The sequence below is a fragment of the Variovorax sp. P4_B11 genome (assembly GCF_056402355.1).
The window spans coordinates 85,565-108,564 of the sequence record NZ_JBFUHO010000015.1; the positions used below are offsets into that span (position 1 = coordinate 85,565).

The window sequence follows — 23,000 nt, forward strand, 5'->3', positions numbered from 1 at the left end:
TGCCCGTGAGCAACCAGATTTCCTGCGAGCGAGGCGCTTGCGATACCCCGCTGATCGAGCAGACCATCGGCGACTTCTTCGATGCAGTGGCGCTGCGGCAGCCGGACCATCCGGCGCTGGTCAGCCGCCACGAGCACCGGCGCATGACCTACGGCCAATTGCGCGAGGAATCGAACCGCCTCGCCAGCGCGCTGCTGCGTGCCGGGCTCGAGCCCGGCGACCGCATCGGCATCTGGTCGCACAACAACCTTGCCTGGGTGCTCATGCAGTTCGCGACGGCAAAGGCGGGCCTGGTTCTGGTGAACATCAATCCGGCGTATCGCACATCGGAGGTCGAGTACGTGCTGAACAAGGTGGGCTGCAAGGCGCTCGTCACCATGCCCCGCTTCAAGACCAGCCGGTACATGGACATGCTGCGCGAGCTGGGCAGCGAGCGGCTTGCGCAGCTGCGATACATCTGGTGGATCGACAGCGAGCCCGGCGCAGCCGACGAGCCGGGTGCGCAACGGTTCTCCGAGCTGCTGGCGAGCGGCGACCCGGCCGACCCGCGCGTGCGCGATGTGCAGGCAACGCTGCGACCCGACGATGCGATCAACATCCAGTTCACCAGCGGCACCACAGGCTTCCCCAAGGGCGCCACACTGACCCACCGCAACATCCTCAACAACGGCTTCTTCGTCGGCGAGTGCATGAAGCTCTCGCCGGAGGACAGGCTTTGCATTCCGGTGCCGATGTACCACTGCTTCGGGATGGTGCTGGGCAACCTCGCGTGCGTGACCCATGGCTGCACCATCGTCTATCCGAACGACGGCTTCGATGCGCTCAGCGTGCTGGAAGCCGTCCAGGCCGAGCGCTGCACGGCGCTGCACGGCGTGCCGACGATGTTCATCGCCGAGCTGAACCACCCGCGGTTCCAGGAGTTCGATCTTTCGAGCCTGCGCACCGGGATCATGGCAGGCACCGCCTGCCCCATCGAGGTCATGCGGCGCGTGGTCGACCAGATGCACATGCGCGAAGTAACCATCGCGTACGGCATGACGGAGACCAGCCCGGTCAGCTGCCAGAGCACGACCGACACGCCGCTCGAGCGCCGCGTGACGACCGTCGGGCAGGTCCAGCCGCACCTTGAGATCAAGATCGTCGACGTGGAGACGGGCGCCACGGTTGTGCGCGGCCAGACCGGCGAGTTCTGCACGCGCGGCTACTCCGTCATGCAGGGCTACTGGGGCGACACGGAGAAGACCAGGGATGCGATCGATGCGGACGGCTGGATGCACACGGGCGACCTCGCCACCATGGACGACGATGGCTTCGTGAACATCGTCGGCCGGATCAAGGACATGGTGATCCGGGGCGGCGAGAACATCTACCCCCGCGAGATCGAGGAGTTCCTCTACACCCATCCCAAGGTGCAGGATGTCCAGGTCGTCGGGCTGCCCGACAGGCACTATGGCGAGGAGCTGTGCGCCTGGATCATTCCGAAGGCGGACCAGCTCCTCGGTGAGGAAGAGGTCCGCTCCTTCTGCACGGGCCGGATCGCCCACTACAAGGTGCCGAAGTACGTCCGGGTCGTCGACACCTTCCCGACCACGGTGACCGGCAAGATCCAGAAGTTCAGGATTCGCGAGCTGATGATGACGGAACTCGGCCTGGCGCAGGAGAAGACGGCGTAAGCTGGGGCACCCCATTGGCTTCAGTGCACCTTCTGCCGTCCCATGCTGCCGATCAACGACCTGAACAACATGTATTTCTTCGCCGCGGTCGTGGATGCCGGCGGCTTCAGCGCGGCGGCGAGGGACCTGGGCCTGCAGACCTCCAAGCTGAGCCGGCGCATCTCCGCGCTGGAGCGCGAGCTCGAGGTCAGGCTGCTCAACCGGAACTCGCGCAGCATCTCGCTGACTGAATCGGGCAAGGCCTTCTACGCGCACTGTCGCGCCGTGCTGACTGAGGTCCAGTCCGCGCGCGACACCATCACGCAGGCACTGGGCGCCCCGCGAGGACTGGTCCGCATGAGCTGCCCGCCGGGCCTGCTGCACAGCGGCGTCTCGACCATCCTCGCCCAGTTCCTCGCCAAGAACCCTGGTGTCGAGATCTCCGTCGACCCCACCGGACGCCGGGTCGACGTGCTGGAGGAAGGCTACGATATCGCGCTGCGCGTCCGGCTGCCGCCGCTCGAAGATTCCGACCTGGCCATGCGCACGCTGGCCATGTCGGAGTTCGTCCTGGTGGCATCGTCGGCCCTGTTCGAGCAGTTCGGCCCGATCGAGACGGTGGAGGACCTGAGCCCCTATCCCACGCTGGCCATGACCAACCCGAGCCGGCGCTACAGGTGGCAGTTCACCGCCAAGGACGGCACCACGCGAACGATCACGCACCGTCCACGCCTTGTGACGGACGACCTGATCACGCTGCGTGATGCGGCTGTAGAAGGCATCGGCGCCACGCACTTGCCCAAGCAGATGGTCCATCGGGAGATCGAGCGCGGGCAACTCGTCCGCCTGTTGCCGAAATGGACGACTCAGACCGGTGTGGTCCATGCCGTTTTCCCCTCTCGAAAGGGCATGCTGCCGGCCGTGCGCGCCCTGCTGGATGCCCTCGCGGAAGGCTTCAAGGGACCGCAGTTCCAGTAGTCGCGCTATCTGCCTTGTCGCGGATGGAACGACGAAGCCGCGCTCTCGTGCGGCCCGCTGATGCGCACAGCCCGTTCTATTCGTGGCACAGGTCCGTTGCGCCACGCGGGGTTGGCATATCGATAGCCAATCCTATGCTCGGGTGTCTCCGCATCAATACTTCGACACCATGATCCAGCACAGACGGAAAGGCCAACTCGATGCGCACGACATCGGGTGGCTCAAGGCACGCCATCACTTCATCGTGACACCGACGGGCAATACCGCGCATCAACCCCTGGGACCGTTGATCGTGTGGAACGACGACGAGATCGCACCGGGAACCGGCTTCCCGATGCATGGCCATCGCGACGTCGAGATCGTCTCCTACATTCGCGAGGGCGCGGTCTCGCATCGAGACAGCACCGGCGGCGAAGGCAGCACCCATGCCGGCGACGTTCAGGTCATCAGTGCCGGGTCCGGCATCCGGCACGCGGAGTTCAATCGCGGGGAAACACCGCTGAAGCTCTACCAGATCTGGATCGCATCCAACCGGCCCGGCGCCGAGCCTCGCTGGCAGTCGAAGCCATTTCCGCGCACGCATCGGGCGGGTCAACTGGTCACGCTGGCGAGTGGCTTTCCAGGCGACGATGAAGCATTGCCGATCCGGGCCGATGCACGGGTCATGGGCGTCACCTTGAAGGCAGGCGAGACCGTCAGCCACTCCCTTTCACCATCCAGCCAGGCCTACCTGGTGGCTACATCGGGAACGTTGCAGGTGAACGGTGAGGCGGTGGACGCCGGTGACGGCGTCGCGGTGCGGGAGGTCCCGCAGGTGGTCATTGAAGCCACGGCGGATGCCGAGGTGGTGATGGTCGAGGTGCGCTGAAACTGCGCAGCTCGCGCCCCGCCGAAATTGCGGAATGGCCATGCGCGTCTCGCACGGCGAGGGCGACGCAAATCTAGGCGGAAGGCCTGTACGGAACCAGCGCCATTGGCAACAACGCATCGTTGCCGCATCAGCAACGGTCGTTTGGAGAAACTCTTCCTATACTTTACGAACGTACTGTTTGTGAAAACGACCGACTGCGACTCGTAGACAGGAGACCACTGCAATGATTGAAGAACGCGACCTCATCGCCACCATGCGCGACGGAACCCGCCTGGCTGTGGACGTCTATCGGCCCGACGCGCCTGGCCCGTACCCCGTACTGTACGCATGCGCGCTGCACAACAAGGACATCCAGGGGCCCGACATGACCGACGTCCTGCCGCCGCAGCCGGCCCACGCGCCGCTGTGGTTCGGGCCGATCGAGGCGGGAGACACACGCCGGTTCGTGGCCAACGGCTACGTCCACGTCATCGCACAGCCGCGCGGGTCCGCGAAGTCGGAGGGCCACTACGGCCACGAGGACACCGACCACTACGACACGATCGAGTGGATCACCCAGCAGCCCTGGTCCGACGGAAAAGTGGGCATGGTGGGCATCTCCGGCTACGCCGGCGAGCAGTGGCGCGCGGCAGCGCAGGGGCATCCCGCGCTCAAGGCCATCTTTCCCTACGACGCCTGCAGCGCCTACGGCGGGATGTTCGGCTTTCGGGACTTCAACCCCGGGGGCGTGGTCCACACCTTCCCCTACCTGCTCGATGTCTTCAGCACGGTCCACGAATCGCGCGACGTGCCTACGGAGCTTGCGCCGGAGCAGGAAGCGCTGTGGCGCGAGGCGATGCGCAACCCGGACTTCAAGCAGTACGCCAACCTCTACAACATCCTCACGCAGAAGGGCCAGCGCACCTTCGTGATGTACCTCATGATGACCCAGCCCTGGGAGGCCGAAGGTGTGATCGAGCGCGCGGAAGAGACCTTCAAGAAGATCAGGATCCCCTTCTACACCGGCTCCGGCGCCTATGCGTACACCTACAAGCTTCACTGGCTCGGCGCACAGAACTACTTCCGGAACGTGCAGCAGCCGAAGAAGCTGCTCTTCACCGGGCCTGCGCATCTGGAGCGCCCCTTCCACCAGCACCACGACGAGATCCTTCGCTGGTACGACCATTGGCTCAAGGGCCAGAACACCGGGATCATCGATGAACCGCCGGTGCGCTATTGGCTCATGGGCGCCAACGAGTGGCGCACGGGCCAGGACTGGCCGCTGCCCGAGACGCAGTGGAAGAAGTACTACCTCTCGCACTGGGAAACGCTGACCACCGAAGCGCCCCGCCCCATCGCCGAACTCGGCGCCTCAGCGCGCGAGCCGGATGTGTTCACGCAGATGCCGGTGACGCGCACCACGAAGGTCGAGCGCCTGCGCTACATGACCGAACCACTTCCGCACGATGTCACCGTGGCCGGCCCCATCTCCCTCACCTTGCATGCGGCCATCGACCAGGAAGACACGAACTGGATCGTCATCCTCAAGGACGTCGGACCGGACGTCTCGGTGCGCACGGCACGAGAAGGCGAACGCGACGTGCCCTCCGACCTTCCTGAAAGGGAACTCACCCGCGGCTGGCTCAAGGCGTCGTACCGCGCACTCGACGAGAAGCGCTCGACGCCATGGAAGCCGTTCCACAAGCTCACGCGCCAAGCCATCGCGCCGGTGAAGCCCGGCGACGTCGTCGAGTACAGGATCGAGATCATGGCCACGGCCAATCAGTTCAAGGCCGGCCACCGGATCTGCCTGGAGATCGCCAGCATGGATGTCCCGACGGGCACCGGCGCGATGACCAACGTGGAATACATCCCCTATCACGTGTGCAGCAGCAAGACGGTGACCCATCGCGTCTACCGCGACGCCGACAGGCCTTCGCATCTGCTGCTGCCGATCATCCCCGGCTGATACGCCGCATCCAACCCAGAGAGAACCCGCCATGAGCACCATCCGTTTCGAACGTCACGGCAGCATCGGCAACCTCGTGCTCGCCAATCCCCCGTACAACCGCATCGACCACCAGTACGCGGTCTCCCTTCGCGAGGCCGTGCATGCTGCGAGCGAAAGCGACGTTCGGGTCCTGGTCGTCCGCGCCGAGGGCCCGAACTTCAGCATGGGTGGCGAAGTCCGCGAGTGGCCGGGCAAGGACATCCACTGGTTTCGCACCTTCGTTGCCGATGTGAACGCGTCCTATCGCGCGATCGAAGCGCTGCGCGTGCCGACCGTCGCGGTCGTGCGCGGCCTGGTGTTCGGCGGCGGCTTCGAGCTCGCACTCGCCTGCGACTTCATCGTCGCCGAGGAGGCCGCCGTCTTCCGCTGCGTCGAGGTGACGACGGGAATGCTGCCGATCGCCGGTGCCTTGCAGCGCCTCGCAGAGCGCGTGGGGCGCTCGCGCGCCTCCAGGTTCTCCATGCTGGGCGATCCGATTCTCGGCAAGGAAGCCGGAGAGTTGGGCATCGCCACGCACGTCGTGCCGGAATCGCGGCTCGAGGCGCAGGCCGAAGCACTGGTCCAGCGTCTTGCGAGCGGGCCCACCCGCTCGTACATGGCCACGCGCACGATCCTGAAAACCTGGTCGGGCGGCGGCATCACTGCTGCCGACGCGGTGATGCCGGACGTCACGATGGAGCTCTTCCACACGCAGGATGTGCAGCGCGGGTTTCTCCACACGGCCAAGGCCTTCGACGAGGACAAGGAACCCTCCGAGATGACCTTCGAAGGCAAGTAGCGCAAGCATCACCTCACGTCCAAAACTGGACGAGTGAAATCCGAGCCGACCGCCTAGTGGCAGAAGCAGTCGGTCCGCACATTTGATTCTGTTCGAGCCTTCTCACATCTGGAGGGTTCGGCAGAACCCACCCTCAACTCTCACGGATCGACATCATGAAACTGCTTCACATTGACTCCAGCATTCTTGGCGAAGGCTCGGTGAGCCGCCAGCTCACCGCAAAGCTCGTGACAGCGGCGCGCGCCAAGCACCTCGACGCACAAGTCACCTATCGCGACCTCGTCGCCGAGCCCGTCGGCCACCTCACGAGCGCACATCTCGCAGCGGGACAGGGTGTGAAGCCCGAGTCCTCCGCGCTTCAGCAGGACGTGGATATCGGCCTGCAAGACCTCGAGAGCTTCCTCGCGGCCGATGTTGTCGTGATCGGTGCGCCGATGTACAACTTCGGCATTTCGAGCCAGCTCAAGGCCTGGATCGATCGCATTGCGGTGGCGGGCAAGACATTCCGCTACACCGAAAAGGGCCCTGAAGGGCTGGCTGGAGGCAAGAAGGTGCTGATTGCGTCATCACGTGGCGGCTTCTATGGAAGCAACACACCTGCTGCCCTGTTCGACCATCAGGAGAACTATCTGAAGAGCGTGTTCGGTTTCCTCGGTATCACCGACATCCAGTTCATCCGGGCCGAGGGGCTGGCGACGGGAGACGAACCACGCGCCAAGGCCCTGGAAAGCGCCCACGGCGAGATCGCCGCGGCGTTCGCGTAGAAGCGTTTCCAGGCTGGCCAGCCCATGATCGAACTGAACGACATCGCCTTGTTCGTGCAGGTCGTCAAGGCGGGCAGCTTTGCCGAGGCGGCGCGTCGCACTGGCATGCCTGCCAATTCGGCAAGCCGCCGGATCCAGCAGCTCGAAGCGCAAGTCGGCGTGCGCCTGTTGCACCGCTCGACCCGGCGCCTGACGCTGACGGATGCCGGCGAGAACTTCTACGCGCGCTGCGCGGATCAGGTCGACACCCTCTCCGAGGCGGCCCTCGAATTGTCCGAAGGCAGCCGGACGCCGAGCGGACGGGTTCGTGTTGCGGCGCCGGCGGATTTCCTCAACTGGTTCCAGCTCGACTGGGTCGCGGAGTTTCTCGCGACGCACCCGAAGGTTCGTCTCGAGTTTGCTCTCAGCGATGCACGCGCAGACCTGATCGCCGAGGGCATCGACGTGGCCATCCGCGGCGGAAAGGTGACCGAGCCGACGCTGGTTGCAAGGCGCATCGGCAGCAACCGGGTCAGCATGGTCGCAAGCCCCTCGTACCTGGCCTCGCACGGCATGCCGACGTCCCTGGACGACCTGGCCGCGCACGATTGCCTCGCGATGCCGCCGCAAACCCACGGCCGCACGGTCTGGCACCTTGACGGACCGAACGGTCCGGAAGAGGTCCACGTCCATGGCCGCTTCCACGCCAACTCCGCGCTCGTCCTGTTGAAGGCGTCCCTGGCAGGACTTGGCATCGCGCTGCTGCCCGAGGTGATGACGTCGGACCCCATCCGCAGCGGCCAGCTCAAGGAAGTGCTGCCCGGTCACGGCGTCAACGGACTCGACCTCTACCTGGTTTATCTCAGCAGACGCCAGCTGCCACGCGCCGTCAGCGCGTTCATCGAGTTCGCGGTGTCGAAGATGGTCGCGGAAGGGCTGGTGGGCGAAGGCCAAGCCGGCGCGGCGCTCCCCGGCCTCGAACGCCAGGATGATTCGCGTCGCTCCTGATTCCCTGTCCAAACACCGTGCGCTCCACGAGGGCCCAGTACGCTTCGACGACCTTCGGGCTGGTCGCCGACAGACGGCGTGTCGCGTGCATCTCCGGCCCGAATTCGGACAGCGTCGCCGTGAGGCTCACCATCATGTAGTGAAACAGGAGCGGCTCGCCGGGAGGCAGATCACCTTCCGCCTGCGCGGCCATGATCTGTGGAAGCAGGCGGCTGATCAGCGGCTTGAGCACCTTCTCAGCCATCCACTGCAGACGCGGATTGCCGGTCGATGCTTCCTGTCGCATGAACAGGTGGAATTCGGGGAACGTCACCGTATGCCGGAACAAGGCTCGATATTCGGCGCGCAGCCGCTCGATCGCTGGAAGGCTGGCCTCGAGCGGGGTTCCTTGATCCCATTCCTCGCGTATCCGCTCGAAGGTGTCCTCGGCGACGGCCTGCCACAGGAGATCCTTGCTCGGGTAGTGATAGGTGATCAGCGGATGCCGGATGCCGGTGCGTTCGGCGATGGTTCGGATGCTGGCCGCCTGGAAGCCCTTGTCGGCAAACTCCGCGAGCGCCGCTTCGAGGATGGCCGCGCGGGTGGCGTGCGCGCGCAACTGTTCACCGCGCTTGCGCGGTGCTTCATCCGCCGCCATGTCAGGCGTGTCCGGCTTGCGGCCCCGTTGAGCTGTCGAGGTTTTCGTGCTTCGCATTTTGCGAGACGCTAGCACACGCGGTACGCGTGGCGACGTCCCTCAGCGCCTGCCTTGCGCGCGAAGGCCGATGCCGATCTCCCGGATCCGCGCTTCACCTTGCTCGAGCGCCTTTTCGCTGGTGTGGACGGAGTAGTAGCCCAGTACAAGGTCATGCGGATGCCTGACCGCCGATCCCAACACGAACTGGGTGTCCTCGACGGCGACGAAGTCGATGGGCTTCTCGCCTTTCTCGAAAGCCACCATTTCGCCGGCATGGATGGATTCGGGCGAGCGAAGCGCGCCCGCGCTCACCGCGGCCCATGCCACCGAATGGCCGGCCGGTGGCCTGTACTGCCAGGGCTCTCCGGCCTTCAGCGAGACCGCGAAGTAGTTGATGGACGACGGCGAGACGATCGGGCTTTTCGCCTGGCCGTATTCACCGAGCAGAACCGTCACGGGTCCTTCGGTGGAAAGGCGATCGGGACCCACGTACGTGCTGTACGCCTCGCCCAGTTCGCCGGGAGCCGGCAATGCAACCCACAACTGGAAGCCACGCAGGCGGTCGGAATCGCCGAAATTGCCCCCGTGCCAGGCGCCACCGCCAGCGTGCATCCACTCCACCCATCCGGCAGAGAGCTGTCCACGCCGGCCCATGTTGTCCTCGTAGTTGGCCGAGCCTTCGAACAGCCAGGTCAGCGTCGCGATGCCCGAGTGAGGATGCAGCCCGAATCCATCGGTCTGGAACCGGGACAGGTCCGTGCCGTCGATGCGATCGAGAAACACGAACGGCTTGAGGAACTCGCCCGCGTCCGAAGGGCTCATCAAGCGGGTGATCGGTCCATGGCTTCGTTCGCCCCGGCTGCGATAGGCGATGGCCCGGTGAACGACGGTTGCTGGCTGAATCGGTGTCTCGGTCTGTGTATCCATGACCTCAATATAGGGCTCGGACCTTCTCTGCGGTAGCCGGCCCGCCGGGATTTCACTCCTCCCGGGACGGAGGGAATGACCGACCTGGAGGATGCGCAACAAGGAAGTCGACGAACGCGCGCACCGCCGGAAGCATTCCGCGTCGCGACGGGAACACCGCCTGGATCTCGCCGGGCTCGGCAGACCAATCCTGCAGGATCGCGCGCAAAGTGCCCGCTTCGAGTTCTGCCGCGCAGATCATCGGCGGCAGAAGCGCGATGCCCATCCCGTCCAGCGCGGCGGACTTGAGGGCGAACATGTCATCGGTGATCAGCCGCGGGCGATGCACCAGTTGCGCCACACCACCTATGCCGCGAAGACGCCAGCTGTACCGGTCTCCGGCCGCCGGCATCGACAGTGTGGGCCAATGCTGAAGTTCGCCGATGCTCGAGGGCTCGCCGTACTGCGCCAGCAGGGCGGGACTGCTGACCAGCACGTCGGCGGTCCGCGCCAGGGGACGGACGATCAGGCCCGAGTTCCCGAAGGGCGGACGACGCACACGCAGCACCACGTCCATCGATTCATCGAGCGGATCGATGGGACGGCTGGTGACCGCGAGCGAGACCACGACCTTGGGATGCGCGCGCATGAACACCGGAAGAATCGGCGTCAGCCAGAACTGGGCCAGCGAGATCGGGCAGCTCACTCGAAGCGTGCCCTGGGGTTCTGCAAGCGCCTCATCGATCACGTCGCTGGCCGACGTGGCAAGCGAGACCACTTCCCTGCAGCGCTCGTAGTACGCCTGGCCTACCGAGGTCGGCGTCAGGCTGCGCGAGTTGCGCTGCAGCAGGCGCACGCCGAGCCGCCCCTCCAGCTGGGCAACGCGCCGGCTCAGGCGCGACTTCGGAATGCCCAGTTCGCGGCTGGCTGCACTGAAGCCGCGATGCTCCACGACCATCGCGAACAGTGCCAGATCATTCAGGTCCTCCATCGTTGTCTCCTTGTCGGAACGCCTTGCCGCAATTTTCGCGTGTGTGCGTTCCATGCGCAGAACGCAGCGTTCGACCAGACCCGATTGTCGCGTTGGCGAACAGAGGGAATCATCGGGCTTCGTCAACACCTGCACATTCCATGAAACTGGCAACCTTCTCCCACGGAGGACGACACAAGATCGGCTTGGTCGAAGGCGACCTCATCGCAGACCTTTCCGGCCAACACGCGGCGCCCCTTGGCCTTCGGGAGCTGCTGCAACGCGGCGAAGGGCTCGACTGGGCACGACGGGCAGCAGTGCATGCGCCGCGCTTTCCTCTCGCCGAGGTGCGGCTGTGCGCCCCCATCCCGGATCCCCAGAAGTTCCTCGCGCTGGGCGGCAACTATGGATCGCATCTGGAAGAAGCTGCGAGGCATGGGCTCGTCAGGGGCCCCGGCCAGGTCTGGTTCAACAAGCAGGTCACATGCGTTTGCGGCCCGCACGACGACGTGTTCCTGCCGCGCGCTTCCGGGCAGCTTGACTACGAAGGCGAACTCGGCGTCGTCATCGGAACCCCATGCCGGCACGTCCGCGCCGAGGATGCGATGCAGTTCGTCGCGGGCTACGTGGTGGTCAACGACATCAGCGTGCGCGACTGGCAGTTGCGCTCGCCGACGCACACCCTGGGCAAATCGTTCGACACACATGGCCCCCTCGGGCCCTGGCTCGTGACGCGCGACGAGATCTCCGACCCGCATGACCTGCATCTGCGCACCTGGGTCAACGGCGAACTGCGCCAGCAGGGTCACACGGCCGAGATGATCCATCGCATCGAAGAGATGGTGGCCGAACTCTCGGCCGCCGTGACGCTGTGCCCGGGCGACATCCTCACGACCGGCAGCCCCGCCGGCGTCGGCGCGCTGATGGACCCGCCCCGCTACCTGCGCGCCGGAGATGTCGTGCGGGTGGAGATCGAAGGCATCGGCAGTATCGAGAACCGTGTCGTTCCTGAGCCGGCGTCGCGCTTTCATACGTTCGCGGAAACACAGGCAGGAGCACACGCATGACGACCCTCCGATCACTCCCCGACGCCGCCCGCGAGGCGATCCGGCCCGGCAAGCTGGCCCATGTGGTGTTGCGGACGCGCGATCTCCAGCGATCGAGAACCTGGTACCTCTCGGTGCTGCAAGCCCGACCCACCTTCGAGAACGAGTCCGTCTGCTTTCTCACTTACGACGAGGAGCACCACCGGATCGGACTCATCGAGCAAACGGCACCTGCCGCGCGCACGGACACCCAGGCGGGGATGGATCACATGGCGTTCACCTATACGTCCCTCGGCGATTTGCTGGCCACCTACCGGCGGCTGAAGGATGAAGGCATCGCGCCCTACTGGACCATCAACCACGGTCCGACGATTTCCCTTTACTACAAAGACCCGGACGGCAATCGCCTGGAGCTGCAGTACGACGTTTTCGAAACCGCCGACGAGTTGCAGGCCTTCTTTTCCGGCGGCGCCTATCGCGAGAACTTCATCGGCGTGAAGTTCGACCCCGACGAGCTGATCGCGCGATATGAAGCCGGTGAAGCGATGGAGCGCATCACCTCGCGTCCGCGGCTCCAGCCGGGCACCGATCCGTGGGAGATGGTCGTCGTCTGACCTGAACCGGACGGCGGTTTCCGGCGGAGCCCCGTCGCGCCTACCTCGCTGCGACCGTCGCCTTGCTGGCCGCCTGTTCGATGAGGTCGGCCACCGCCTGCGGCCTCGACACGTAGACCGCATGGCTTCCTGGCGACTCCTTGACATGGGCGCCCGCGCGCTGGGACATCTGCCGCTGCGCTGGCGGCGGGATCATCCGGTCGTCCTTCGCTACCAGATACCAGCTCGGTTTGGATTTCCAGGCAGGCTCGCTCACCGCGCCGCCCAATGCGTCCACGCCCCAGGGCAGCTGCGAGTTGGCCATCAATGCGGCCGTTTCCGGCTTCACGTCGGCCGCGAAGGACGCGGCGAACTTCGCCTTGTCGAGCAGCAGGAAGCCGTCCTGCGGGGGCAGGATCGGCGGCACCGGCGCGCCCGGTTGCGGATCCTTGATGAGCGACTGCACCGACTCGCCCTTGGCCGGCGCGAACGCGGCGATGTAGACCAGGCCCGCCACCTTCTCGTCGTTACCCGCCTCGGTGATGACCACGCCGCCATAGGAATGACCGACCAGAATCACCGGCCCGTTCTGCGCAGCGATGACGCGCTTGGTGACTGCCACGTCATCAGCCAGCGAGATCGTCGGGTTCTGCACGATCGCCACCTTGTAGCCGAACGGGCTGGACTACGACAAGGACAAGGACAAGGTCGGGGCCGGCGCGCCTGAAGCGCAGCTCGCCGGCAATCTCGCCAGTGCGATCACTTCCTTCGCCCGGGACTCATCCGACGTGCGCTTCGATTCAGGCGTCGCCTGGCCGCGCGTGGACCCGGGCATGGGCATGTCGGCCCTCATCGGCGCCGGCAACAGTGGCGATGTGTCGGTGGGCCCGGTTCCGAAGCTGCTGCAGATGGGTGTTTGGGACAGCTTGCTGGGTTACTGATCCGATGAGCCTCGTCGCACCTTGGCGCGCCCTTCCTGCGGGGTGGCTGCGCGTTTTCGCTCGGCGCGCAGCATGCCGATCATCAGCGCGGTGAAGGGGCTCGGGTCCGATACCCGTCGCACCAGCCACAGGCTCGAGACCGCACCCTTGTCACGCACGGGCTGATAGACGGCGCCCTGCAGTTGGATGCAGCGGGTGTCGCTCGGCACGAGCGCGATGCCCGCCCCCGCGGCGACGAGCCCGACGATGGTCGAGGCGTCGCGCGCCTCCTGCACCATGTGAGGCCGGAAGCCGGCCTTGGCGCAAAGGTCATGGACCTTCCAATACAACCCGATGCCCGCATCGCGGGGATACATGATCAGGGGCTCGTCGCGCAGGTCGGCCAGGCGGATGGGGCCGCCGCTCAGCGGGTGGCCGCGCGGTATCGCGGCGATCAGGGGCGACTGGTGCCACTCCTCCATGGCGAGATCCTCGGGGACCACGACGTCCGGGCGGCGCAGGATGCCGACGTCCAGGACGCGCTCGTGCACCGCGGCGAGCTGGTCGAGCGAGGTCATCTCGCGCAGCGTGAGCACCACCTGCGGCTGCTCTTCGCGAAAGCGTCGAAGCGCGGTAGGCAGCACCAGTGACAGCATGGACGACGCGGTGTACCCCAGGGCGATGCGCCCGATCTCGCCCGAATCGGCGCTGCGCGCCTCGCCCTTGGCGAGATCCACCTGCTGCAGGATGGCTCGCGCGCGGTCGAGGAAGTGGCGCCCCGCCTGCGTCAGGAAGACGCGCCGCTTGTCGCGCTCGAACAAACGGACCTCGAGCTCCTCTTCCAATGCGCGGATCTGCATGCTCAGCGGCGGCTGCGCGATGTGCAAGCGCTGCGCGGCGCGCGTGAAGTTGAGCTCCTCGGCGACCGCGACGAAGTACCGGAGGTGACGCAGTTCCATGATACTTTCTGGATATGGAAATCCAGCCTAAATCTGTATTTCCAAATATATTTCGGTCTGCCTACCATGAGCGCATGACTGACAGAGACAAGATGCAGGAAACTCCTGCGGCGCCCCGTTTCCCGGGGCATGCGATGCTGCAGCGGCTCGCCCGCGGCGAACCCGTCGCGGCTTTCGGCGTGCGGCTGTGCCGCACTTCGGATGTTGCGCGGTTGGCCAAGGCAACCGGGCATCACGCCGTCTGGATCGATCTCGAACACAGCACGATTCCCCTGGACGCCGCCGGCGCGATATGCGCCACGGCGCACGACCTGGGCCTGCTCGCGCTGGTGCGCGTGCCGGAACGCGAGTACGGCGCGATCGGGCGGCTGCTCGATGCAGGCGCATCCGGCCTGATCTTTCCGCGGGTCGAGACGGCAGCACAGGCTGCCGATCTGGCGGCGGCATGCCGCTTTCCTCCCCATGGCCACCGCTCGGCCATCGCCGCGCTGACTCAATTCGGCTTTCAGCGGCTGCCGCCAGCCGAGACCTACCAGCGGGCCAACGACACGGTGCTCGTGAACATGCTGATCGAAAGTCCGCAAGGCATCGCGAATGCAGAAGCCATCGCGCGCGCGCCCGGCGTCGACCTGATCAGCATCGGCGCCAACGACCTGAGCGCAGAGTTGGGAGTGCCGGGCGACTATCGCCACCCACTGATGCGCGAGGCGCTCGATGCGGCGCTGGATGCCTGCGAACGCGCCGGCAAGCCGCTGTCGATCGGCGGCATCGCCGATGCCTCACTGAACGCCGAGTTGCTCGCGCGCGGCGCGGCGCCCTTTCTCATGACCGGCATCGACACCGATGTACTCGGTGCGGCCATGCAGGAACGCGCGCACAACGCACTGGCCGCCTACACGGCGGTACGCGCCGACAACCCCGCACGCAAGACTGATCGAGATTCAGCCCTTTCCCATTCATCATGACTGACGAGATCCTCACTTCCAAGCCCATGCGTGACGCGCAATCGCTGACGCGCCCCTTGTTCGACGTGCCGGCCGGCGCCTGCGATGCGCATGTCCACGTCTTCGGCCCGGCAGAGTGCTACCCGCGCGTGCCGCATCCGCACTACACGCTGCCCGACGGCAACCTGCAGCAGCTCCAGCGCGCAACCGGTGTGCTCGGCGTCGACCGCTTCGTCATCGTCCAACCCAGCTACTACGGCACCGACAACCGCTGCATGCTCGACGCGCTCGATGCCGCTGGAGAATGCGCCCGCGGGGTCGCGATGGTGGAGGACGGCGTGACCGACGATGCGCTGTACGCAATGCACGACCGGCGCGTCCGCGCGCTGCGGCTGGACCTCTTCCTGCGATCGAAGCTGCCCACGGCCGAACTGCAGGCATTCATCGAGCGCAGCATCCGCCGCGTGCGGCCGCTCGGCTGGCATGTGCAGTTCTATACGCCGGGCTGGGTGGTGCGCGATGTCATTCCCGCGCTGCCGTCGCTGGAGACGGACTTCGTGATCGACCACATGGGCTACATGCTCGAAAGCGACGGCCTCACGCGCTCGGACTTCGACCGCCTGCTGCGCGCAGTGGCGGACGGACGCGGATGGTTCAAGCTCTCGGGGCCCTACCGTCTCGCCAAGGACGGCAACTACGCCCGGCTCAAGCCGCTGGCGCAGGCGATCGTCGATGCGGTCCCGGACCGGGTCATTTGGGGCAGCGACTGGCCGCACATTCCCGAGGGCGGGCGCGACACCGGCGAGCTGCTCAACCTGCTGGCCGACTGGATCCCGGATCCGGTCGCGCGGCGCAAGGTGCTGGTCGACAACCCGGCCCGTCTTTTCGGCTTCTGAACATGAGCCCGATCATGGAAAGCATCCAGGAACTCGACACTTCGGGCGCGCGCGCCGTGGAGGTCTTCGAGCACGCCGGCGTGCGTTACCTCGTCGTGCCGCAGCTCGCCGAGGATGTTGACGGACAGCCCGCGCAGATGACGCTCGGCGACAGCGACGTCGATGCGCTCGTCTTCCGTTGGGAGAACGGCCGCTTCGTCGAACACGCGCGGCTGCCGGTGCCCGGCGGCGAGGATGCGCAGTTCCTGCGCATCGGCACGCGCGCCTTCGTCGCGACGGCCAGCCTGCGCACCGGTGCGGATCCCTATTCCCTTAAAACCCAATCGATCATCTTCGAACTGATCGACGGGCGATTCGAAATCTTCCAGCAGGTGCCGACCACGGCTGCCAAGCAATGGACGCATTTCCGGATCGGCGAGCGGCACTTCCTTGCGCTCGCCCAGGGCGCGTCACCTGCGCAGGCGGAGCCCGGATCCGATGCCCTGTCCTGCATCTTCGAGTGGGACGGCGAAGCCTTCAGCCCTTTCCAGACAGTGCGCTCTGGCTGGGGCTACAACTGGGCCTTCTTCGAGATCGGCGGCGAGAAGCTGCTGGCCTACGCGGACCATGCCGTGCCGTCGCAGCTCCTGCGCTGGAACGGCGAGCGCTTCGAATCCTTCCAGGAACTCGCGGGCAAGAGCGGCCGTGCCTTCTGTCACTTCGAATCCGAGGGCACCCACTGGCTGGCGTTCGCCTGCCTCCACGACGACACCACGCTGTATCGATGGAGCGAGGGCCGCTTCGTGCCGCACCAGATACTGAGCGGGCCGGGCGGCCGCGAGTTCGATTGGATCCCGGACGGCGCCGGCGGCTGGCTGGTGCAGATCAACTTCCTGCACGGGACACGAGAAGCACCCATCACGCAGCTCCAGTCGCTGGTCCATCGCATGCAACACGGGCGGCTGACGCAGGCCCGGACCTTCCCGACCTCGGGCGGCACCGATGCGTGCAGCTTCGAGGCCGACGGGCATCGCCATCTGGTCGTGGCCAACAGCCTGAGCGCCGACGTGCGCTTCCGCACGCCGAGCCGTGTGTACCGACTCGACCTGTCCCGGTGAACGAGCGAGAACTGCCGCCATGGACCCCTCTTCTTCGGCCGCGCACCAGAGCCCCGAGCTGCTGCGCCTGTTCGAAACCTACACGGGCGGCCCGCTCAGCATCGGCGCCAATCTCGCCGCGCTGACAGGGGCCGCGACGGCCGCCGATCCGCTGATCGTCGCGACGAGTGCCGACCTCATCCTGTTCCCGGGCCACGGCCGCGACCCCGAAGTCGAGGGCTTTCGCCTGTCGACCCGCGGCTTCAAGGAACTGGCCGGCATCTCGCATCACGGCCCTGCGGTTGCCTCCATCCTCCAGATGCAACGGGTGGACCCGGACGGCATGCTCTGGCGCCGCGAGGCCGAGCGGCTGATCGCCGCGACTCGCAGCGCCCGCGAAGCCAACTGCGCCGCGCTGTGGCGCGATGTGATCGCCGTGGCCGCCTACCGCGGCCGCGAACAGCGCATCGCAGAGCTGGTCCACTATTCCTGCGTGCTCACCGAACGCTATCTCGAGCGCGTGCTGGCACGGCCCGAGCTGTTCACCGCGGCGGACATGCGTGAGCACTATCTCGAAGCCCGCGGCTCGGCCGTCGGCGCCACGGTGCCGATGAATGCCGTGATGATCGCGACCTTCTTCCTCGTGGGCATGGACATCAGCCACCGCGTGATCGCCTGGCTGAACCACCACCGCATCGACTGGTCACGCGCGATGGCGCTGGTCGTAGGCCGCCAGGGCCGGCCGACCGCGGGCGTGACATGGACCACGAATTCGGTATGCGCCATGATCCTGGGCGCCTCGCGCCAGCAGCTCGCGCTCGACCGCCTCTTCATCGCGCCGCATGCGCAGACCTTCCCGCCCGAAGCGGTTTCCGACCTCGCCGCCCTGCGCGCCTACGAAAGCCCGATGCGCAGCCTGTGGGCGCACACGCGCGCGGTGAGCGAACTCGGCGCGCTGATGTACGAGGGCTATCCGCGCTACGAGCCCCAGTCGACCCTGCGCCCTGTGCTGACGCCGGACACGCAGGCAGTGGCCGAGATGCCGGCCATCGCCGGACCCGACGACTGGCGCGCACTCAACACCCGGCTGCGCGTGGTGCTCGAAGACCCGCGGCAACTGCTCTCGGGCTGCGTGACCGACTACGCGGTCGAACAGCTCCAGGCCCACGGCAACGACCCGGCGCGCGTGACCGTGCCCGGGCTGGACGGCACGACGTATCCGCCATTGCCGCAGCAGGCAGCGGCCTGACGGACCGCACACCATCCAAAGGAAACAGCGATGAAGACCGCACGTTCACTGCTCCTGGTGCTGGCCGCGAGCCTGTCCATGTCCGCGTGGAGCCAAAGCACATGGCCCAGCCGGCCGATCAAGATCGTCACCCCCACGCCGGTGGGCGTCGGCTCCGACTTCTTTGCCCGCGCTTACGCGGACCGTCTGAGCCGCGCCCTCGACACGCCAGTGATCGTCGAAAACCGACCTGGAGCGCTTTCGTCGATCGGGGCCGATGCGGTCGCCAAGGCCGCGCCCGACGGCTACACCATCCTGTTCTCGACGAGCAACCCGTTCACGATGACGCCCTTCCTGCTCGCCAAAACGCCCTACGACCCGAAGAACGACCTGACACCCATCACGCAGGCACTCAAGGGCGGCTCCTTCATCGTCGCCACCCCCGCGGTCCCGGCGGCGAGCATCCCGCAACTTGTCGCGCTGGCCCGAAAGGAACCGGGCAAGGTGAGTTTTGCCTCCTACGGATCGGGCAGCACGGCGCACCTGGGCTTCGAACTGTTTCAGGAAGCCGCAGGCATCGAACTGCTGCATGTGCCCTACAAGCAGAGCGCCGCGCCCGACCTGATCGCCGGGCAGGTGATGCTGGGCATGGAGCCGCCGATCTCTGCGCTGCCGAACATCAAGGCCGGAAGGCTCAAGGCCCTGGCCTATACGGGCAACAAGCGCAGCCCGGCCTTGCCGGACGTCCCCACGCTATCGGAAAGCTACCCCGGACTCGAGGTGCTGACCTGGCTGGGCTTCTGGGCGCCTGCCAAAACACCACCCGCGATCCTCGAACGACTTCACAAGGAGATCGTCGCGATCACGCATGCGCCGGACATGGCAAGGCTCATCAGCGACTCGGGGCTGGATCCCATCGGCACCACGCCGCAGGAGACGACGGCGATCATCGACCGGGAGGCGCAGGCGATGCGCCGGTTGATCAAGGCCAAGAACATCCGCATCGACTGACGACGGCGCCCGGGAGCGGACCTCCGGTCACCGAGCCAACTGCGCTCGCGCCAACCGGCCCAGGCGTCGTTTTCCGACGGAACTGGCGGGGAACGCCTACCGCAACAGGAGGCCGAGGCCAAAAGCAATCCCAGCTATCCCGAGTGTCGCCAGCAAGCACGGAAGAACGAAGAGTGCGACTCCGAAGTCCTCATGATGCTTCTCGATGTAGTTCCATACTTTCATTTCAGCCTCCTTGAGCAGTTGCAGGACCATCGGGCGTGCCCCGACCTACTGCGCGGCCAACGCGCGGCGAGACACTTGCTTGCGGTTGTCAACGCTGAATGCACCCGCACCGAATGCCGCCACCTGAATCAATCCACCGGCCATCGCGAGGTTCTTCAAGAAGTGGAACAGCTGGTTCTGGTCGCCAAGCGCGTGATGAAAGACCAGCGCAGAGATGATCGAGAACGCGGCAAGGCTCACCGCGACGAGTCGGGTGCGATAGCCCGCGAGCAGCAGCACGCCACCCACCAGTTCGATCACGATGGCGGCCACGTAGCTGAGCAACGGCACCGGGAGCCCGACGGACGCGATGTATCCCTGGGTCGCGTCGGGAGCGGCGATCTTTCCAAGGCCGCTGACAATGAAGATCGCGGCCATGAGGATTCGACCGATAAACGGGAGGACGGAACTGTTCTGTTGGGAGGTCTTGTTCATGATGTATTCCTGAGTGGGTTCAAAAGTGAGTGGTTGGAAAGGAAAGTCAATCGCGGGAAATCAACGGATGCGGCCTTCGGCACGAAGCTGTCGGCCGATCCGGGCGATCTCCGCCTCGCCTCGTCGAAGCGCTTCGCTCGACGAATGAACGGAGTAGTAGCCCAGGACCAGGTCGTGTGGATGCTTCACCGCCGAGCCGACGATGAATTCGGTGTCACCGTGGGCGATGAATTCGAGAGCGCCTTCGCCCTCCTCGAATACCACGAGCTCACCCTGGAGCTGCTCGCCGGCCACTTGGAGCGCTCCGCGATGAACATGCGCCCAGGCCACCTCATGGCCAGCGGGTGGTTGGTAGCGCCAGCGCTCACCCGCGGACAGATGCAAATGAAGCAGGTTCATTCCTTCAGGCGCGGCCACGCGGCTGCTCATGCCCGCGTGCCGGCCCAACACCACCCGGGCGGGTCCGTGGCGCGGCACCGCCTCGGAAGGCAGATACTGGCTTTCCGGGACGCCGTTCTCCAGGCTCGGCGGCAATGCAACCCAGACTTGGTACCCGTGAAAGCGCTGGAGCCCGGCCGGACTGGCGTCGTGCCAGACGCCATTGCCGGCCCGCATCCATTCGACGCTGCCCGCGGCCAGTACGCCTGAAGCGCCTGTCGTGTCCTCATAGCGCAGATCGCCGGAAAGCAGAACGGTGATGGTCGCGATCCCGGAATGCGGATGCATCGGAAACAGCGCGTCGCCGCTCGGCTTGAAATCGAAGTAGTCGAGGAAGACGAAGGGCTTGATCAACTCGCCGATGTCCGAGGGGCTGACGATCCGAGTGACGGGTCCGTGCGAGCGGCCCCTGGTGCGCGCAACGATGCTTCGTGATTGCACAGTCGATGCGTGCACGGATTCACTGACTGCGTGCTCCATGAGAGTTCTTTCAAGTGATGACATGCCCTGAAGGTTATGGGCTGGACATCCCTTTTGGAAGCCTATATCTTTCGATCAGACCCATCGATAGGAGCGATAGATGCTAGACGGCGTTTCCATGGACCAGCTGCGAACCTTCATCGCGGCAGCGGACGAAGGAAGCTTTTCGGCGGCGGGCCGAAGATTGCGTCGGGCGCAATCGGTCGTGAGCCAGACTCTGGCGAACCTCGAATCGCAGATCGACGTGCAGCTCTTCGATCGCTCGGCGCGCTATCCGCAGCTCACCGAGCCGGGCACCGCACTGCTCGCGGAGGCGCGCCTCGTCGTCAACGGAATGGACGGCTTCAAGGCCAAGGCGCGAACCATTGCGGAAGGACTGGAGCCCGAGCTGTCGGTCGTCGTGGACGTCATGTATCCCATGGAATCTCTGACTGTGGCCGTCGGGCTGTTCCGCGCAGCATTCCCGCACACACCGCTGCGTCTCTACGTCGAAGCACTGGGCGCGGTCATCCAGCCGGTGCTCCAGGGAACTTGCCGTCTCGGCATCATCGGATCCATGCCTGTGGTGCCGGACGCCGTCGATGCCGAGAAGCTCCTCGACGTGGAGATGGTCACGGTGACCGGAAACACCCATCCCCTCGCGCGCCGCAAGGGCATCATCAGACAGCGGGAATTGGAAGAGCACGTGCAACTGGTCCTGACCGACCGCACGACCTTGTCCGATGGACAGACGTACGGCGTGTTCTCGCCATTGATCTGGCGTCTGGCGGATCTTGGTGCGAAGCATGCCTTCCTGCGCGCGGGCTTCGGGTGGGGACACATGCCGCTTGCGATGGTCGGGCATGACCTTGAGGCAGGTTCCCTGGTGCGGATCCAGATCGAGAACTTCGTGCCGCGAACTCCCCCGATTGCGATGCTGGCGGCTTACCGCAAGGATTCGCCGCCAGGGCCGGCCGGTCGCTGGTTCCTCGATCAGCTCAAGAAGACCGATTCGCCATCTCGATCTTGAAAGCTCGGGGGCTGGTACCGTAGGTGGCCTTGAACATCCGGCTGAAATGGGCCGGATCCTTGAATCCGACCGTGTACGCGATCTCGGTCAACGACTGGTTTCGGCTCGTCGGCGACAACAAGGCCCGGCGCGCCGCATCGAGTCGCTCATGCCAGATCCAGGCCGACAGCGTCAGCGGCTCGTCTTCGAAAAGGCGGTGCAGATAGCGGGTCGAAAGCTGGACCGCCGTCGCGACGGATTCGACTGACAGTTCGGGGTCGAACAAGCGGTCCCGCACCGCATTGCGCACCCTCTCCCGGTGGTATTGCTCGAGGTTACCGGGCAACTTCACGCGGGCTTCGGTGATGGAAGCGATCGACGCGCCCAGAAGATCGACCAATGCATCGCTGACGCCCGCGGCGGTGCCGTCGGTGAGATCGCCGGCCGTGGCGTGCAGTGTGTTCAAGACGCCGAGAAAGATTCTTCCTGCGCCGCTGGCCCCCGACATCGCACGTGAGGTGAACCGCTCCGGATCGCGCAGCGAGGCCTGCAATGAACTGCGCGGGAGTTTCAGGACTTCATGGTGAATGTGGTGCGGAAACCGCATGACATAGGCGCGGCTGCCATCCAGAAGGACGAACTCGCCTTTTCGCAGCCACCCGGAACGGCCGTCCTGCTCGATCCAGCTTTCGCCCTCTCGCTGAACCATCACGAAGAACGAATCGTCGTCGCTGCGATGGAGCTGCCGTGCGGTTCGCAGCACGGCATGGCTTTCAACCAGGACTTCGGAGAAGTCGAGACTGCCTTCGGAGTGCTGAACGATCCGGCCCTCGAAGCCCTGCGCACCGGCGTGCGGCGCGTCGACCTCGAGGTGCATGAACACGTCGCAGATGGCCTCGCGCCAGTAGTCCACCTGCTCACGCGCAGATACCGAATCGGTGCTGAAAGTGACGGACATCGAGTTCGCCCCTATGCAAGTTTCATTGCGCGACGGTGCAAGACGGATTCCCGGGGGAGCGGCAAAGTCGCCAAGACCAGACGACCCAGAGACATGTTCATCAAGAACCTGACCCGAATCAATAGCAATCACCCCTATGCGCCTGCGGGGACAACGTGGAATCCGGGCCGTCCATTCGTCGATCAACGAGGA

General features: G+C 65.5%; 24 protein-coding genes. 16 read left to right on the forward strand and 8 right to left on the reverse strand.

The window, feature by feature from the left end; translation table 11 throughout:
* The first annotated feature begins 5 nt into the window (after window positions 1-5).
* The 7 genes from AC1DYD_RS15895 to AC1DYD_RS15925 all read left to right on the forward strand — a co-directional run bounded on the left by AC1DYD_RS15895 (window position 6) and on the right by AC1DYD_RS15925 (window position 8,020).
* Entirely contained in the window at window positions 6-1,673 is a 1,668-nt protein-coding gene (locus AC1DYD_RS15895; RefSeq protein ID WP_478173714.1) for an AMP-binding protein, read from the forward strand.
* 42 nt (window positions 1,674-1,715) lie between these two features.
* Window positions 1,716-2,630: a LysR family transcriptional regulator gene (locus AC1DYD_RS15900; protein WP_478173715.1), complete on the forward strand. Its 915-nt coding sequence runs from the start codon at window positions 1,716-1,718 to the stop codon at window positions 2,628-2,630.
* Between the two features lie 82 nt (window positions 2,631-2,712).
* Window positions 2,713-3,498, forward strand: a complete 786-nt coding sequence (locus tag AC1DYD_RS15905; protein ID WP_478173716.1) for a pirin family protein — start codon at window positions 2,713-2,715, stop codon at window positions 3,496-3,498.
* A gap of 226 nt (window positions 3,499-3,724) precedes the next feature.
* Window positions 3,725-5,449 (forward strand): CocE/NonD family hydrolase, encoded by a 1,725-nt coding sequence (locus AC1DYD_RS15910; RefSeq protein WP_478173717.1) that lies wholly within the window; start codon window positions 3,725-3,727, stop codon window positions 5,447-5,449.
* Window positions 5,450-5,480: 31 nt separating this feature from the next.
* Window positions 5,481-6,269: an enoyl-CoA hydratase/isomerase family protein gene (locus tag AC1DYD_RS15915; protein ID WP_478173718.1), complete on the forward strand. Its 789-nt coding sequence runs from the start codon at window positions 5,481-5,483 to the stop codon at window positions 6,267-6,269.
* A gap of 155 nt (window positions 6,270-6,424) precedes the next feature.
* Window positions 6,425-7,033, forward strand: coding sequence for an FMN-dependent NADH-azoreductase (locus AC1DYD_RS15920; RefSeq protein WP_478173719.1), 609 nt, complete (start codon window positions 6,425-6,427; stop codon window positions 7,031-7,033).
* A 24-nt stretch (window positions 7,034-7,057) separates the two neighbouring features.
* Window positions 7,058-8,020 (forward strand): LysR family transcriptional regulator, encoded by a 963-nt coding sequence (locus tag AC1DYD_RS15925; protein WP_478173720.1) that lies wholly within the window; start codon window positions 7,058-7,060, stop codon window positions 8,018-8,020.
* Here AC1DYD_RS15925 and AC1DYD_RS15930 read toward each other — a convergent pair.
* The 3 genes from AC1DYD_RS15930 to AC1DYD_RS15940 form a co-directional block, all read right to left on the reverse strand.
* Complete coding sequence (locus AC1DYD_RS15930) at window positions 7,911-8,657, reverse strand: TetR/AcrR family transcriptional regulator (RefSeq protein ID WP_478173721.1); 747 nt, start codon at window positions 8,655-8,657, stop codon at window positions 7,911-7,913. The genes AC1DYD_RS15925 and AC1DYD_RS15930 overlap by 110 nt on opposite strands.
* A gap of 99 nt (window positions 8,658-8,756) precedes the next feature.
* Window positions 8,757-9,722, reverse strand: a complete 966-nt coding sequence (locus AC1DYD_RS15935) for a pirin family protein (protein WP_478173722.1) — start codon at window positions 9,720-9,722, stop codon at window positions 8,757-8,759.
* Window positions 9,676-10,593, reverse strand: a complete 918-nt coding sequence (locus AC1DYD_RS15940) for a LysR substrate-binding domain-containing protein (protein ID WP_478173723.1) — start codon at window positions 10,591-10,593, stop codon at window positions 9,676-9,678. The genes AC1DYD_RS15935 and AC1DYD_RS15940 overlap by 47 nt, the downstream gene beginning before the upstream one ends.
* A gap of 140 nt (window positions 10,594-10,733) precedes the next feature.
* Between AC1DYD_RS15940 and AC1DYD_RS15945 the strand changes: the two genes are divergently transcribed.
* Window positions 10,734-11,639, forward strand: coding sequence for a fumarylacetoacetate hydrolase family protein (locus tag AC1DYD_RS15945; RefSeq protein WP_478173724.1), 906 nt, complete (start codon window positions 10,734-10,736; stop codon window positions 11,637-11,639).
* Window positions 11,636-12,232 carry a VOC family protein gene (locus tag AC1DYD_RS15950; RefSeq protein WP_478173725.1) on the forward strand — a complete coding sequence of 199 codons (597 nt, stop codon included), beginning with the start codon at window positions 11,636-11,638 and terminating at the stop codon, window positions 12,230-12,232. The genes AC1DYD_RS15945 and AC1DYD_RS15950 overlap by 4 nt, the downstream gene beginning before the upstream one ends.
* A gap of 40 nt (window positions 12,233-12,272) precedes the next feature.
* On the opposite strand, the gene AC1DYD_RS15955 is transcribed toward AC1DYD_RS15950, so the two are convergent.
* A complete protein-coding gene (locus AC1DYD_RS15955; protein ID WP_478173726.1) occupies window positions 12,273-12,875 on the reverse strand; it encodes an alpha/beta hydrolase in 603 nt (200 codons plus the stop codon).
* A 124-nt stretch (window positions 12,876-12,999) separates the two neighbouring features.
* Here AC1DYD_RS15955 and AC1DYD_RS15960 point away from each other — a divergent pair, with 124 nt between their 5' ends.
* Window positions 13,000-13,152 (forward strand): hypothetical protein, encoded by a 153-nt coding sequence (locus tag AC1DYD_RS15960; RefSeq protein WP_478173727.1) that lies wholly within the window; start codon window positions 13,000-13,002, stop codon window positions 13,150-13,152.
* Here the strand turns inward: AC1DYD_RS15960 and AC1DYD_RS15965 are convergent.
* On the reverse strand, window positions 13,146-14,090 hold the full coding sequence (locus AC1DYD_RS15965) for a LysR substrate-binding domain-containing protein (protein WP_478173728.1): 945 nt from the start codon (window positions 14,088-14,090) through the stop codon (window positions 13,146-13,148). The two genes, AC1DYD_RS15960 and AC1DYD_RS15965, sit on opposite strands and share 7 nt — an antisense overlap.
* A 134-nt stretch (window positions 14,091-14,224) precedes the next feature.
* Between AC1DYD_RS15965 and AC1DYD_RS15970 the strand changes: the two genes are divergently transcribed.
* Genes AC1DYD_RS15970 through AC1DYD_RS15990 form a run of 5 tightly spaced genes read left to right on the forward strand, consistent with a single transcriptional unit; the run spans window position 14,225 to window position 19,245 of the window.
* Window positions 14,225-15,055 carry an HpcH/HpaI aldolase family protein gene (locus tag AC1DYD_RS15970; protein WP_478173729.1) on the forward strand — a complete coding sequence of 277 codons (831 nt, stop codon included), beginning with the start codon at window positions 14,225-14,227 and terminating at the stop codon, window positions 15,053-15,055.
* Window positions 15,052-15,930 (forward strand): amidohydrolase family protein, encoded by an 879-nt coding sequence (locus AC1DYD_RS15975; RefSeq protein WP_478173730.1) that lies wholly within the window; start codon window positions 15,052-15,054, stop codon window positions 15,928-15,930. The genes AC1DYD_RS15970 and AC1DYD_RS15975 overlap by 4 nt, the downstream gene beginning before the upstream one ends.
* A gap of 14 nt (window positions 15,931-15,944) precedes the next feature.
* Entirely contained in the window at window positions 15,945-17,027 is a 1,083-nt protein-coding gene (locus AC1DYD_RS15980; protein ID WP_478173731.1) for a hypothetical protein, read from the forward strand.
* 19 nt (window positions 17,028-17,046) lie between these two features.
* Complete coding sequence (locus AC1DYD_RS15985; RefSeq protein ID WP_478173732.1) at window positions 17,047-18,255, forward strand: DUF5624 domain-containing protein; 1,209 nt, start codon at window positions 17,047-17,049, stop codon at window positions 18,253-18,255.
* Window positions 18,256-18,285: 30 nt separating this feature from the next.
* Window positions 18,286-19,245 carry a Bug family tripartite tricarboxylate transporter substrate binding protein gene (locus AC1DYD_RS15990; protein WP_478173733.1) on the forward strand — a complete coding sequence of 320 codons (960 nt, stop codon included), beginning with the start codon at window positions 18,286-18,288 and terminating at the stop codon, window positions 19,243-19,245.
* A 270-nt stretch (window positions 19,246-19,515) separates the two neighbouring features.
* On the opposite strand, the gene AC1DYD_RS15995 is transcribed toward AC1DYD_RS15990, so the two are convergent.
* A complete protein-coding gene (locus AC1DYD_RS15995; RefSeq protein ID WP_478173734.1) occupies window positions 19,516-19,944 on the reverse strand; it encodes a DoxX family protein in 429 nt (142 codons plus the stop codon).
* A 60-nt stretch (window positions 19,945-20,004) separates the two neighbouring features.
* Window positions 20,005-20,862 carry a pirin family protein gene (locus AC1DYD_RS16000; RefSeq protein WP_478173735.1) on the reverse strand — a complete coding sequence of 286 codons (858 nt, stop codon included), beginning with the start codon at window positions 20,860-20,862 and terminating at the stop codon, window positions 20,005-20,007.
* A 100-nt stretch (window positions 20,863-20,962) separates the two neighbouring features.
* On the opposite strand from AC1DYD_RS16000, the gene AC1DYD_RS16005 reads away from it, so the two are divergent.
* Entirely contained in the window at window positions 20,963-21,871 is a 909-nt protein-coding gene (locus AC1DYD_RS16005) for a LysR family transcriptional regulator (protein ID WP_478173736.1), read from the forward strand.
* On the opposite strand, the gene AC1DYD_RS16010 is transcribed toward AC1DYD_RS16005, so the two are convergent.
* The gene (locus AC1DYD_RS16010; RefSeq protein ID WP_478173737.1) at window positions 21,840-22,808 is read right to left on the reverse strand and encodes an AraC-like ligand-binding domain-containing protein; all 969 of its coding nucleotides are present in this window, start codon (window positions 22,806-22,808) and stop codon (window positions 21,840-21,842) included. The two genes, AC1DYD_RS16005 and AC1DYD_RS16010, sit on opposite strands and share 32 nt — an antisense overlap.
* Window positions 22,809-23,000: the final 192 nt, after the last annotated feature.

Excerpts from the sequence above, each read along its gene's own strand:
- AC1DYD_RS15900 (WP_478173715.1), top strand. The coding sequence starts at position 1,716 with ATGCTGCCGATCAACGACCTGAACAACATGTATTTCTTCGCCGCGGTC.
- AC1DYD_RS15910 (WP_478173717.1), top strand. The coding sequence starts at position 3,725 with ATGATTGAAGAACGCGACCTCATCGCCACCATGCGCGACGGAACCCGC.
- AC1DYD_RS15915 (WP_478173718.1), top strand. The coding sequence starts at position 5,481 with ATGAGCACCATCCGTTTCGAACGTCACGGCAGCATCGGCAACCTCGTG.
- AC1DYD_RS15920 (WP_478173719.1), top strand. The coding sequence starts at position 6,425 with ATGAAACTGCTTCACATTGACTCCAGCATTCTTGGCGAAGGCTCGGTG.
- AC1DYD_RS15925 (WP_478173720.1), top strand. The coding sequence starts at position 7,058 with ATGATCGAACTGAACGACATCGCCTTGTTCGTGCAGGTCGTCAAGGCG.
- AC1DYD_RS15930 (WP_478173721.1), bottom strand. The coding sequence starts at position 8,657 with ATGGCGGCGGATGAAGCACCGCGCAAGCGCGGTGAACAGTTGCGCGCG.
- AC1DYD_RS15940 (WP_478173723.1), bottom strand. The coding sequence starts at position 10,593 with ATGGAGGACCTGAATGATCTGGCACTGTTCGCGATGGTCGTGGAGCAT.
- AC1DYD_RS15945 (WP_478173724.1), top strand. The coding sequence starts at position 10,734 with ATGAAACTGGCAACCTTCTCCCACGGAGGACGACACAAGATCGGCTTG.
- AC1DYD_RS15950 (WP_478173725.1), top strand. The coding sequence starts at position 11,636 with ATGACGACCCTCCGATCACTCCCCGACGCCGCCCGCGAGGCGATCCGG.
- AC1DYD_RS15965 (WP_478173728.1), bottom strand. The coding sequence starts at position 14,090 with ATGGAACTGCGTCACCTCCGGTACTTCGTCGCGGTCGCCGAGGAGCTC.
- AC1DYD_RS15970 (WP_478173729.1), top strand. The coding sequence starts at position 14,225 with ATGCTGCAGCGGCTCGCCCGCGGCGAACCCGTCGCGGCTTTCGGCGTG.
- AC1DYD_RS15975 (WP_478173730.1), top strand. The coding sequence starts at position 15,052 with ATGACTGACGAGATCCTCACTTCCAAGCCCATGCGTGACGCGCAATCG.
- AC1DYD_RS15980 (WP_478173731.1), top strand. The coding sequence starts at position 15,945 with ATGGAAAGCATCCAGGAACTCGACACTTCGGGCGCGCGCGCCGTGGAG.
- AC1DYD_RS15985 (WP_478173732.1), top strand. The coding sequence starts at position 17,047 with ATGGACCCCTCTTCTTCGGCCGCGCACCAGAGCCCCGAGCTGCTGCGC.
- AC1DYD_RS15990 (WP_478173733.1), top strand. The coding sequence starts at position 18,286 with ATGAAGACCGCACGTTCACTGCTCCTGGTGCTGGCCGCGAGCCTGTCC.
- AC1DYD_RS15995 (WP_478173734.1), bottom strand. The coding sequence starts at position 19,944 with ATGAACAAGACCTCCCAACAGAACAGTTCCGTCCTCCCGTTTATCGGT.
- AC1DYD_RS16000 (WP_478173735.1), bottom strand. The coding sequence starts at position 20,862 with ATGGAGCACGCAGTCAGTGAATCCGTGCACGCATCGACTGTGCAATCA.
- AC1DYD_RS16005 (WP_478173736.1), top strand. The coding sequence starts at position 20,963 with ATGCTAGACGGCGTTTCCATGGACCAGCTGCGAACCTTCATCGCGGCA.
- AC1DYD_RS16010 (WP_478173737.1), bottom strand. The coding sequence starts at position 22,808 with ATGTCCGTCACTTTCAGCACCGATTCGGTATCTGCGCGTGAGCAGGTG.